Consider the following 12,979-nt stretch of genomic DNA (forward strand, 5'->3'; position numbering starts at 1 on the left):
TAGATCCTCAAAAAGATGGAATTTCTCAAATTAGCCAAACATTAGACCGATACGATAGTTTGGATGAAATTCATATTGTTTCTCATGGTAATAATGGCGAGTTGTTTCTCGGTAATACAACATTAGATCGAGACTCTTTAATTGACTATCAAGAAGAACTAAATAGCTGGGGCGATTCTTTAGAAGAACATGGCGATATTCTGCTTTATGGTTGTAATGTAGCTACGGATCTAACTGGTGCAGAATTTGTTAAAGATTTGAGCGAATACACCAATGCAGATATTCAAGCATCAAACGATCTTACTGGTTATAGCGAATTAGGTGGCGATTGGGATTTAGAATATGCGATTGGAGAGATTGAAGCTGAATCAATATTTAATGATGAGATTCAAAATACCTATAAATATAAGTTAAACCAATTTAATATAGTCATTCCTCCGCCTAGTAATGGGAGTTATTTTAATCCTGATATTTTTGACAGAACTTTTACCATAGAAGGAAGTGTTCCAGATAGTAGTAATGGTTTTAGAACTCCTTTTCGATCCACTTTTATTAAGTTTATCAATAATCCAAATTTTGGAGATATTCCACTCAATCCTGAAAACTTTGGTGATTTCAATATAGACACTGGTTTTCGCTTGGACTATTTACCAATAGGGTCTGAAATAATGGACTCTCCACACAACGCAGGAAGGTCAATAATTGATTTTCCTGAAGCTGAAAATCAGCCTTTTTCACTTAATTTTGGCGAAGGAAATTTTTTCATATTTCCCACAAGAGATGATCGTAATTATGATTACAATCGTCCAGATGTAAATAATCTTATATTTAATTTTGATGCTAGCTCCTTAAATTTTAATCCCAATAATTTTGAATTTACTTCAATTGAAAATAACAATAACTCTATTACTTTCAATTTTGAGGCGGGGACTTTTGATTACAGTTCTTTAACTGCCAGAGATTCGCTGAGTTTTGAATTAGATCCTGGTAATTTTGATTTTTATGATGTAGATCCAAATAATACTGTAAACTTTGGAGATAATCTTTCTTTTGAAGCAACTTCAGTTACTTTTACTTCTAATTCTGTAAATTTCACATACAAACCAGAATCCTTTAGATTTGATTCTAGTCAATTTGAAGCTAATTCTCATTTATATGAATACAAACTTTCATCAGAAGATTTTGAAGGTGGAGTTAGTTTTGAACAATTTAATGCTAGTGATTATCGAGCTTTAGATTATGCTTTTGCAGGAGACGAATTATTTGATATTAATCATTACATCAATCAGGGAGGAACTCCTAATGGAATGAATCCTTTTACTGACTATGTAGAAAATGGTTGGAAACAAGGATTAGATCCACATCCTCTCTTTGATGTTGATTACTATCTAAACAATAATATAGATGTTCGAGATGACGGAGCAGAACCCTTTAGACATTACATACTTACTGGTTTTACCGAAGCTCGACCAGGCTTAGATCGAGATCCTCACCCTCTTTTTGATACTTCCTACTACAACGATAATAATTCCGATGTAGTCAATGCTAATAAAAATTCTTTAGCTCACTTCGTTGAATTTGGTTTTTCAGAAAACTTTGATAATCGAGATCCCAATCGCTATTTCGATTCTTCTTATTACAACGCTCAAAATCCTGATGTAGTAGCAGAAGGTGTAAATCCCTTAACACACTATATTCAGTTTGGCTGGAGAGAAAGTCTGGAAAACAATCCAGGGGGAAAAAATCCCAATCGCGATCCCAATCCTCTATTCGATACAGAATTTTATTTTGAAACTCACACAGATGTTAGAAATGAAATACTACAAGATTTCGATCCCAGTCCATTTCGATACTATAGTGCCAATCCAGTTCAGCACGTATTAGAGTTTGGAGTAGAAGGAAGATTTGCTAATGAAATTAGAATCACCCACCCAATTTTTGCATCGGAAAATCAAGTTGCTTTTACTACATTTATTAATGCCCAATCTGAAGGATTTACATTTGCTCAAAATAGATTTAGTGAAATAGGTGTTAATTTAACACCTTTAGAAACTGGTGAGATATTAGTTGCTCAAGCGGGAATAGGTGAAGGGGAAGGAAATCCCATAGTAGATTTCATTGAATTGGCAATTTATACAGGTGGATTGTACATTCTAAGCGGTCAAATCTTTGAAGATATTGGTACGGCATTTGAGTTTATAGCTGAAAACTCTCAAGCAACTTTATCCTTTACAGTAGAAGATCTTGCCGCAAATCCTCCTGCGTTTCCTGGAGAGGTAGAAGCACCAATAATAGTTGAGACATTTCCTAACGGTTCGACTATTGAAAACATTTTAAATCCTGACGGTAACGAAAATATTTTCAGGCTTCCTCTAGAACCTATAGATGAACTTGCTGAAAACGTTGAAAGCTTCCCCCAGAAAGACGAAATTTTAGAGGGTTTATTGAATGAACCTTTTATATTTCCTGATGTAATTGAAATACCTCAATTATTCTATGTAATTAATGATGGATTTGGAAATTCAATTCCAATTGGTAGTTCGAGTAGTAATGGAATACAAGAAGTTGAAGATTTTATTTCAACTCTAACGCCAAGGTCTACTCCTACCAGCAGAAGAGCTAATTTATTTGAAATAGAACAGACTGGAACTGTAAATTATAGAATACCAACTGGTAAAATAAACCAGCAGGGTCTTCCCGAAACTTTCGATATAGATGGATTTAGGGGAAGAACCATTATAGAGACAAAATTTATAGGATTACCAGCAAGAAGTCCATTTATTGACGGTTCCCAAGTGCCCCAGTTCATTAGAGATAATGCGCTCCGTCAAGAACGTGACCAATTTAGAAGAACTGCGGATTTAATTAATAACCCATTAATTCCTTTTACTCAATTGGAGGTTCTTGTCAATGATGTCAATGCCATTCCATACTTTGAATCACTGCTCGAAGAATTTAACATTTCTGGAGAAGTTAAAGTCGTACCAACACAAGTCCAATAAGGAGAATCTTATGTCAAGTTTTTTAATGCTTTATATTGACGAAGATACAAGGTTTGTACCTAATCAAATTAAAAATGCAATTGCTAGTATGGATAATGCTGATTTATACATTTCCAAGAATGAAACTAGTGAGGGTACTATTTTGTACAGACTCAATAATGATAGTGTGAATATAAATATTGGAGAAGATTGGAGATTTATTGCAATAGAAGGAACTGGAGATACCGCACTCAATTTTGCAATTGAGTTGAATAAAATACTAGATCAAAATTTACATTTAACTGATTCTAATTACAGTTTTTTATGTAGATTAAATGAAGTAAAATCTATCAAAGAATTAGAACCTATGATAGCAGAAGGCATGTATTACAATGAATAGTTGTTTTTCTATTTAATTAGCTCTATCTCTCTAATACCAACACAAATAACACAACAATAATTAGAGAGATAAATCATGACAAATATTACAGGAACAAACCTTGCAGAAAGATTAGACGGTACTTCTTTAGCCGATGTTATTGATGGCTTGTTTGGTGACGATACCATCTATGCTGCCCAAGGTAACGATGTGATTAATGGCAACGATGGTAACGATAAACTATACGGAAGCGATGGTAAAGATACCATTAATGGTAATGATGGCAATGACAAACTGTACGGGCAAAACGATAACGACAAGCTTTATGGCAAGAACGGTAACGATGTTCTTGATGGGGGATACGGGAATGATTACCTAAGCGGTGCTTCAGGTAATGACAGTCTTTATGGCAAAGTAGGTAACGATACTTTATATGGAGGGAAAGGAAACGATTACCTCAGTGGTGCTTCGGGTAATGATAGTCTTTCTGGTGGAGATGGAGATGATGTTTTAAAAGGTGGACAGAATGACGATACCTTAGCAGGTGAAACTGGGGTTGACGAAATATATGGCAATGATGGCAATGATAATCTTTATGGTGGTTGGGGCAACGATACTTTAGCGGGTGATGCTGGCAGCGATAGGCTATATGGTGGCTTGGGTAATGACAAGCTATATGGTGGCTTGGACGACGACACAGTTCACGGTCAAGACGGCAACGATACGATCTATGGTGGCTTGGGTAATGATAGTCTTCGTGGAGATGACGGGGATGATGTAATTTACACCCAAGATGGCGACGATCTTTCCTTTGGTGGCGATGGTAACGATATTCTCTATGGGGATGACGGGGATGATACCTTAGCTGGAATGGCGGGGAATGACACCATTTACGGCGGAAACGGGAAAGATACTCTTTTTGGTACTTATGGAGATGATTATGTATCTGCGGGAGAAGGTGATGATAGCCTCTTTGGAGGTACGGGGAATGATACCCTTATTGGTGGGAGTGGCTCAAATAAATACTTTGCTGGCGATGGTCATGATTTAATAATTGGCGGTAACGATTACGACCTAATCCGTTCTGATTGGGGTAATGATACTCTTTACGGTTATGACGGTAATGACTATCTTGATGGTGGTGCGGAAGAAGATAAACTTTACGGCGGAAATGGTTTTGATAAGCTTTATGGAGAGAATGGCAATGACACCTTGTATGGAGAAGGTGGTCGTGACTTTTTGTATGGCGAAAATGGCAAAGATAAACTTTATGGAGGACTTGATAGTGATTCTCTTTATGGAGGTCATGGAAATGATACCCTTTCTGGAGATAAAGGCAATGACATTCTGAGAGGAAGAGAAGATAACGATATTTTAATTGGTGGTGTTGGTAACGATACTATGAGTGGCGGTTCGGGTAATGATATCTTTTTGTATAACACTAACTCGGTATTTAATCTAAATACAGTTGGTATAGATCTTATTGAAGACTTTGGGGACGGTATAGATCGCATTTTCCTCGATAAAACTACCTTTACTGCTCTTTCTTCTCAAGCAGGAGGTGGATTTAGTAATTCTAGTGAATTCGCTGTAGTAGGCGAAGATAGTTTGGCTGCTACTTCAGAAGCATTAATTGTTTTCAGTCGAGGAACTGGAAATTTATTTTACAACCAAAATGGATCTGCTGCTGATTTTGGTACGGGGGGGCATTTCTTAACTGTATGGGGAGTTGACGAACTATCTGCGGTCAATTTCAAGATTACAGACTAATTGGAAATAAAATTTACCTAATAGCGATCGATTAAAATCAAGAAGCGATCGGTTATTATTTATCAATTATGGAGAATTGATTTAGGAGCTAGGTCGTGAAGCATGACGGTAGGGTAGCCAATAGCAAATTCTGTTTGAGCTTCGGTAATTTACTTCACAAACAAAAGTCTATTTATTGGTTGTTGCTTGGTCTGACGGTGCTAATTCCTTGGGGAGTTAAGTTAGAAAGTAACAAGGTTATTGCTCAAACAAAACCCAATGTTATTGTTGCTTTGGATAACCAAATCGTCTATGTCAATCCTAAATCGGGAGATGATAATAATGAAGGAACTAAATTATCTCCCTTGCAAACTATTACCCAAGCTCTCAAGATTGCCAAGCCTGGAACGACAATTCAATTAGCTGCGGGAGAATATACTGAAGCTAGTGGCGAAGTCTTTCCTCTAGTTATTAAAGAAAAAATTACCTTACAAGGCAATCCTAAAAATCAGGGACACCAAATTATTATTCGCGGTGGTGGCGATTTTGTCAGTCCTACTGGTGCGGGGCAGAATGTGGCGATCGCAGCTTTGCAAGATGCAGGAGGAATTGTTGGGGTTACAGTTACTAATAATAACTCTAGAGGTCATGGGTTGTGGGTAGAATCTTCCAGCCCGATGATCGCAAGTAATACTTTTACTCGCAATGGTAATACGGGATTATCCCTTAACGGTAATAGCGAACCTGTAATTGAAGATAATTATTTTTATAATAATTCGGGTAATGGCTTGCTGGTATATGGCACTTCTCAAGCTGAGGTTGTTAATAATACCTTCGAGCAAACTGGGTTTGGGGTTAGTTTGGTGCAAAATGCCAATGTAACTTTTCAAGAAAACTATTTTGATGGCAATCGGATCGGCATTATTCTCGAAGGTAGTTCCCAAGCCACATTACGAGATAATGAAATAATCAATTCCGCCGAATCTGGCTTAACGGCGATCGCAACTTCTCTAGTGGATCTCGGTACTAGTGACGAAGCTGGAAATAATGTCTTTCGTAGTAACAGAAAATTAGACATTCAAAATGCTAGTAGCAACGAAATAGTTGCAGTGGGTACGGAAATTAATGGCGATGTAATTGGAAAGATAAACTTTGATCGCGGGACATTAGTCGCTAGCAAAAATACTAATACCGAGATCCGCCCTTTACTACCGCCCTTAGATTCTCATAATTCCACATCCAGAAGTTTACCCGTTCCTCCTGCTGCCGATCCTTCTCTACCTTCTCCCCCACCCGTTTCCGAACCAGAAACAAATATTAAAGAATTTGTGTTTACTGCTGATTCGGCTAGTTCCTCTCAAGCCCCAGAAACAGAACCAGTGCCTTTTTTACCTCAAGTTGATAATTCCGCTTTGGGTGCTAATAATTCCCAAATTAGTAGTTTATCCGACGTTCTTGGTTCTAGAAGTGGAGTTACAGTCAAATACAAAGTTTTAGTAGAAGCAGAAAATGAATATATTATTCGGGAAGTGCGATCGCTCTACCCCGAAGCTTTTTCTACTATCTATCAAGGAAAACCCGTTCTACAAATAGGTGCATTTAATAATTGGGATAAAGCCAAACAAGCTAAACGTTCTTTAGAAGATTTAGGTCTAGACACTCATATTTTGGAATAAACACTAACTAAAAATCGATTGCTGAGGAAAAATTAAACGATCTTTTCTCATTTACTAACTAATTTGCACCATAAGATGAAAAATATGATGAACCCCTTAAATATTTGCTACAAATACATCATCTTGGTTAGTAATTACTCATCATCTGATATGTAGCATTATTGCTGAGATTTCATCAATTATCTATCGATATTGTTATAGTGGGTAAGTATCGTGTTTTTAAATAATTTTTGCAACTATTTTTATGATTTTAGTATAGCCACCGCAATAGAAAGTCACAGTCATTCTATATTTACAATCAGCCATTTTTCCGAACAACTTTTATTAGAAACAGCTTTATTTATTAAAATCATTATTGAAGCAGTTGCTTTGATAATAATTTCAATTGCCATTGTTAAAGCAATCAAATCGATGATACTTCGCGGTAGCAAAATAAACGGTAGACGCATGAACCCCAAAGATACTTTGCTATTAATTCGGATTGATTTGGGTACTTCTCTATCTTTAGCTTTAGAATTTTTATTAGCTGCGGATATTGCTGCAACCGCAGTTACCCCTAGTTGGGAAAAATTAGGACAGCTAGCCATTATTTCTGCTATTCGTACTTTTCTTAACTACTTTTTACAAAAAGAAATTAACGAATTAGAACACATGAGACAGAGTAATATTCGGACTATGGACACAAAATTAATCACAGAATAGCAACTGTAAAAATCAGCGATCGCCCTTGTGATTATTAAGAGTAAATCAAATAAATTTATAAAAAATAGCAGAGAGGAATTATTTTTTGCTTGTAGGAATAAATGAATTTTACGATTTTTTGTTTGGTGGCGGTGCTTGTTTGGGAATGACCTGCATTTTTTCAAACCCAGAAATAGCATAGTAAAGCTGTTCTGCTACTTTCTGGTTGGCTGCTCGATTGAGATGGATGGGATCGATAAAACTGGGAGAAGGATATTTATCTGTTAGCTGATATAAATCCACTGCTTTCATGTTTTTGGGGAAAGCTTGAGATAGTCTTTGAGTAGCCTGAATGAGAACGGGATAGCTATCTCTAACCTGCTTGATATAGCTTCTACCCAATTCCGTAGCAATCTTGCCTTCAACGTCGGTTAGCTGGCTGGGATTGCGTCCTGTAATTTCTGGTTGAGTAGCAACTACTAAAGGAATTTGCGCTGCTGCACTGAGGCTTAAAATTTGTTTTTGATGGTCGATGTAGCGATCTACTCTTTTTTGTAATTCTTCCTTGGTTTGAGGCAAATACTTTGCCAGATTAGAAGTAGATTCGTTGAGGATAAAATCTTGTTTGGTTTCAACCTGATGCTCTTTTAACCATTTATCTTGAGCAATTTTAGCTAAATAGCTCTTATTTTCTAAAGGCTCGATAAACTGGCTGACATAATCGGTAAAACTATTCGGTCGATCTCCATTATCGATCACTCGTTCGGGGGGTTTGACTGCTTCTTTGTTGCTATCTAACATCAAATCTTCATAACCGTCTAAAATCGCGATTAAATCGGGTTTATATTTGAGAATCTGTAAAGCTATTTGAGCTAGTTCGTTTCCCGAAGCATAACCAGGCACGCTGGCATTAATGACGCGATATTTTCCAGGCTTAATTTTAGAAGGTTTGGCTAAATATTTCTGTTTTTCTTTTTTGTCGGAGGGTAATAAATCTGGTTTATAAAGGTGAGGAGAAGTTTTTTGTTGTTCCAATCTTTGTTGGAGGCGTTGCTCTAAATATTCGCTAATGGTTTCATCATTACTGCTGCTACCATAACCAAAAGCTGTCGAACCTCCCAAGAGAAAAATTCTGATTTCCCCTTTTGGTTTGGTCGTCGATACGGGTTCGCGATCGCGAAATCCTTGGGGATTGATGTGCCAATTATCGCTCTGGCGATTTCCGATTAACTGATAGCCTACAGATAGGCTGGTTTTGGCTTGAAGGCTTAAGTCTTCTGGGTTACTGTACTTTTCTGAAGTGACAAATTTAAGCTGATAAGCTTCTGTAAGTTCTGATTTAGGATTGGCGTTGACAAATTGGCTTCTATTGCCCGAAAGATCGACAAAAATACGAGTTAAAAGTTCCAATACCAATAAACTCAAAACGAGAGATGCGATCGCCGAAAAGAAAGAAAAACGGGGACGGGATCGCTTTCGACTAGTAAAAATTCTGCGTTCTCTAGCTTTGGACTTAAACATATTAGTTCTGGAAGCAAATAATAAAAATAACTGTAAATTAATCAATTCGACCGCTAAATATCCCAGGATCTCTACCAATTTGAGGTTTGTCTAGTTAACTCTGTGGTAAATTGACCACATGAATATTTTGTAGGAAAACTAAAGCGATCGATTTATGTTCGAGAATTATAGGTATCTTGCAAAACTGTCATATCTGCCAAAATTCTGTGAGACAAATATCTCGTAATTAGGTAAGATCCTCAATCGATAAAGTATTTAGTAGTTTTAAATTATTCATGACCTATAAATTGTTATTTGTATGTTTGGGGAATATCTGCCGTTCTCCTTCAGCGGAAAATATTATGAATCATCTCATCGAAGAAGCTGACTTGTCAGACAAAATAGTCTGTGATTCGGCTGGAACTTCGGGATATCATGTCGGTGCTTCTCCCGATCGTCGGATGAATACTGCTGCGGTCAAACGAGGAATTAAGCTTGAAGGCAGATCTCGCAAACTTACTCCCGCCGATCTACAGCAATTTGACCTAATCTTAGCTATGGATCGCGAAAATTACCAGGATATTTTGTATTTAGATCGAGAAGGAAAGTACGAAGATAAAGTTTATTTGATGTGCGATTTCGCGAAGCATAAAACCGATCAAGAAGTACCCGATCCTTATTATGGAGGTCAAGATGGATTTGATTATGTTATCGATCTCTTATTAGATGCTTGTGCGGGTTTATTGGACTATATAGTTAATTCTGAAGCATATCGAGCCAAAACCTAATTTAGAAAGTTCAATATTAGCCGAGCATCATTTTTATAGTTAGATAGAAACGCAATGAATCGATTTAATTTACAAGTATTGAAAAAGTTTTGGTCGCTGGCAAAGCTTTATTGGTTGGGGAATGAAAAAAAAGGAGCGTTATCTCTCTTAGCTCTCTTATTTATATTACTCATAGCTTATACTCAATTGAGTGTTTTGCTACTACAGCAACAGGGTAATATAATTTCTTCTCTCTCTAATAAAGATGTAGATCGATTTTGGAAGACTGTAAGAATTTTTCTCGGTATTTTAGTAGTCTATGTACCGCTTTTTGCTGGTTTTAGCTACGTACAAAGAAGATTGGGTAACTTTTGGCGCAGATGGTTAACCCACTATATGATGAACAGCTATTTCAGCAATCGCTCTTTTTATAAATTGGGAAATTTCAATAAAGATATTGATAACCCCGACCAAAGGATTGCCGAAGATATTAAAGGTTTTACTGTAGAGTCTCTTAGCTTTCTATTATCTTTGGTTAGTTCCATATTCCAAGTGGCAGCTTTTAGCGTTGTCTTGTGGAGAATTTCTAGTAACTTAGTTTATTTATTAATTGTCTACTCTTTAGTAGGTACGATAATTGTAGTGGGAGTTTTTGGTAGAAAATTAGTAAAAATTAATTTCGATCAAATCAAAAAAGAAGCTAACTTTCGCTTTGGACTAGTCCGTATCAGAGAAAATTCCGAATCGATCGCTTTCTATCAAGGAGAAAATCAAGAAAATCAAACTTTACGGAGTAAATTCTCCGAAGCATTCGAGAATTTTAATCTATTAATTCTCTGGCAGGAAATGTATTTGGGGCTATTTACCAATGCTTATGATTTCTTTCCCTATATTTTGCCTGCAATTGTCATCGCACCAAGCGTACTTTCGGGTGACTTAGAAGTAGGAAAAGTCACCGAAGCAGGAGGAGCATTTGCTAGGGTTTTTGGTTCGTTGAACTTTATTGTCAACCGCTTTCAATCTTTAACAGCATTTGCCGCTAGTGTCGATCGCTTGGCTGATTTTGACAATTATTTATCCGATCCCAAAATTGCCCTGGATAAGAATGTTTTAAAATGCCCTACCATTAGCACCATTCAACAAGATAAAATATCTCTCAGGAAAGTTACCCTGCAAACTCCCAACTATCAACGTGTTTTAATCCGAGAATTGTCTGTGGATTTGCCTACAAGTGAGGGATTGCTTGTTATGGGGGCTAGCGGTTGCGGTAAAAGCTCTTTACTTAGAGCGATCGCGGGTTTGTGGAATTCTGGTACGGGCGCGATCTATCGTCCAGATTTGTCCGAAATTATGTTTTTACCCCAAAAGCCTTACATGATCTTGGGTACTCTACGGAGTCAATTAGCCTATCCCAGTAATAACATCGATATTTCTGACTTAGAAGTCGATCGCGTTTTAAAAGCAGTCAATCTCCCCGATTTAATCGAACGTCACGGCGGTTTGGATATTGAAAAAGATTGGGATGATGTCTTGTCTTTAGGAGAACAACAGAGACTAGCTTTTGCTAGAATCCTGATTAACAAACCAGACTATGCCATTTTAGATGAAGCTACTAGTGCTTTAGACATCAAGAATGAAGCTAGCTTATACAAGCATCTCATCAGCAATGGTGTTACTTTCGTCAGCGTCGGACATCGCCCCACCCTAATCGACTATCATCAGCACGTCTTAGAAATTCAAGATACAGAACATTGGCGATTGAGCAAATCAGAAGATCTTAAAAACTAGTAACGCTCTAACTATCTAATGAACACCCCTGGTCATTATGTTTTAAACCTGGTTCTATTAGGAAAAACGATCGCGCCAAAAAGTAATTTAGCTATTGCTATAGGTGCGATTTTGCCCGACATTCCGATTTTTGTTTTTTATTTTGTGGCAAAGTTTATCTATAAAATGCCCGAAGGTAAAATTTGGTCGGAAGCCTATTATGAGCCTTTTTGGCACAATCTAGTCGCTTTATTCCACTCCATACCCTTAGCAATTATTGGGGCGGTATTTTTTTACTATCTCGATTGGAAACCAGCTATGTTTTTGTGTATCAGCATGGTGTGTCATTCTCTATTAGATTTGCCCGTACACCATGATGATGCCCATCGTCACTTTTATCCTTTTAGCGACTATCGTTTTATCAGTCCTTTTTCCTATTGGGATATCAGACACTATGGAAAATATGTTGCCTTGATTGAAATGGCTTTAGTAGTTGGATTTAATCCCCTCGCTTTTAGTTTGCTCGGTTCCCCTTGGACAAAAGGAATTATTATTGCGATCGATTTATTCTATTTACTTGGTTACTATCGTTTCTTTTTGTAATCTGAATAACATTTTCTTGATAACTTTCTATGACAAAGGACAAATATCCCCACAATAATAGTAATAATCTCGACTTAAGTTCTATTCAAGAACCGATTACTAACGCATCTCCAGAAGTCAAACAAATTATTGAAGAAGTATTGCAATTAGAAAAAGATAAGCTATATTTGAAGACCCCTAGGAATATCAATGAGGATATTTTAAAGATAATTAAAAAAATCGTGCAATGAAATTAATTTATCTGCAACTACATAATTTCCGACAGTTTTACGGCAAAACACCACAGATCAAATTTGCTAGTGGAGCAAAAAACACGACGGTTATTTATGGTAATAATGGTGCGGGTAAAACTACAATTCTAAATGCTTTTACTTGGGTCTTATACGAACGTTTTACGGCAGCGTTTGCTTCTCCCGAACTATTAGTCAATCAAAGAGCGATCGCCGAAGCTAATTTAGAGCAAGGGGTAGAATGTTGGGTAGAATTGCAATTTGAACACGATCGCAAGTTGTATCAGATCAAGCGTAAATGTTTTGCTAATAAAATTAGCGATGTGGCAGTTAAATATAGCCCGACTAAATTATTTATGTTAGTAGCTGGGGATGATGGCAGATGGTATTCTCCCCTAGAAACAGCAGAAGATATTATCGAGCGCATTCTTCCTGCTAGTCTGCATCAATATTTCTTTTTTGATGGGGAAAGAATCGATCGCTTTTTTCGTCAGGATCGCGATCGCACCCTGGCAGAAGATACCAAAGCTTTGTTGGGAGTAAAGATTTTAGATCGGGCGATCGAGCATTTAAAAAAAGCCAAAAGAAGTCTTCAGGAAGAATTACAAGAATTAGGAGATGCTCGTACTAAAGAGTTATTAAAACA

11 protein-coding genes are annotated in these 12,979 nt (G+C 37.0%); 10 read left to right on the forward strand and 1 reads right to left on the reverse strand.

Features of this window, described 5'->3' with window-relative positions; genetic code table 11:
• From AC33VI_RS09490 to AC33VI_RS09510, 5 genes are all read left to right on the forward strand, one after another.
• Positions 1 to 3,002 (forward strand): DUF4347 domain-containing protein (locus AC33VI_RS09490; RefSeq protein ID WP_491782023.1); only part of this gene is annotated, 3,002 nt, incomplete at its 5' end.
• A gap of 10 nt (positions 3,003 to 3,012) precedes the next feature.
• Positions 3,013 to 3,381, forward strand: a complete 369-nt coding sequence (locus tag AC33VI_RS09495; RefSeq protein WP_491782024.1) for a hypothetical protein — start codon at positions 3,013 to 3,015, stop codon at positions 3,379 to 3,381.
• Positions 3,382 to 3,456: 75 nt separating this feature from the next.
• Positions 3,457 to 5,130, forward strand: coding sequence for a calcium-binding protein (locus AC33VI_RS09500; RefSeq protein WP_491782025.1), 1,674 nt, complete (start codon positions 3,457 to 3,459; stop codon positions 5,128 to 5,130).
• 95 nt (positions 5,131 to 5,225) lie between these two features.
• A complete protein-coding gene (locus AC33VI_RS09505; protein WP_491782026.1) occupies positions 5,226 to 6,785 on the forward strand; it encodes a DUF1565 domain-containing protein in 1,560 nt (519 codons plus the stop codon).
• A gap of 213 nt (positions 6,786 to 6,998) precedes the next feature.
• Positions 6,999 to 7,487 carry a DUF1622 domain-containing protein gene (locus tag AC33VI_RS09510; RefSeq protein WP_491782027.1) on the forward strand — a complete coding sequence of 163 codons (489 nt, stop codon included), beginning with the start codon at positions 6,999 to 7,001 and terminating at the stop codon, positions 7,485 to 7,487.
• A gap of 108 nt (positions 7,488 to 7,595) precedes the next feature.
• Here AC33VI_RS09510 and AC33VI_RS09515 read toward each other — a convergent pair whose 3' ends face one another.
• Positions 7,596 to 8,987, reverse strand: a complete 1,392-nt coding sequence (locus AC33VI_RS09515) for an SGNH/GDSL hydrolase family protein (protein ID WP_491782028.1) — start codon at positions 8,985 to 8,987, stop codon at positions 7,596 to 7,598.
• Positions 8,988 to 9,262: 275 nt separating this feature from the next.
• On the opposite strand from AC33VI_RS09515, the gene AC33VI_RS09520 reads away from it, so the two are divergent.
• The 5 genes from AC33VI_RS09520 to AC33VI_RS09540 all read left to right on the forward strand — a co-directional run.
• Entirely contained in the window at positions 9,263 to 9,754 is a 492-nt protein-coding gene (locus AC33VI_RS09520; RefSeq protein ID WP_491782029.1) for a low molecular weight protein-tyrosine-phosphatase, read from the forward strand.
• A gap of 54 nt (positions 9,755 to 9,808) precedes the next feature.
• Positions 9,809 to 11,521, forward strand: a complete 1,713-nt coding sequence (locus AC33VI_RS09525) for an ABC transporter ATP-binding protein/permease (protein ID WP_491782030.1) — start codon at positions 9,809 to 9,811, stop codon at positions 11,519 to 11,521.
• A gap of 18 nt (positions 11,522 to 11,539) precedes the next feature.
• Positions 11,540 to 12,103: a hypothetical protein gene (locus tag AC33VI_RS09530; protein WP_491782031.1), complete on the forward strand. Its 564-nt coding sequence runs from the start codon at positions 11,540 to 11,542 to the stop codon at positions 12,101 to 12,103.
• Between the two features lie 29 nt (positions 12,104 to 12,132).
• Positions 12,133 to 12,333 carry a hypothetical protein gene (locus AC33VI_RS09535; RefSeq protein WP_491782032.1) on the forward strand — a complete coding sequence of 67 codons (201 nt, stop codon included), beginning with the start codon at positions 12,133 to 12,135 and terminating at the stop codon, positions 12,331 to 12,333.
• Positions 12,330 to 12,979 (forward strand): AAA family ATPase (locus tag AC33VI_RS09540; RefSeq protein ID WP_491782033.1); only part of this gene is annotated, 650 nt, incomplete at its 3' end. The genes AC33VI_RS09535 and AC33VI_RS09540, both read left to right, overlap by 4 nt.

It is taken from the genome of Waterburya sp. (genome assembly GCF_058530065.1).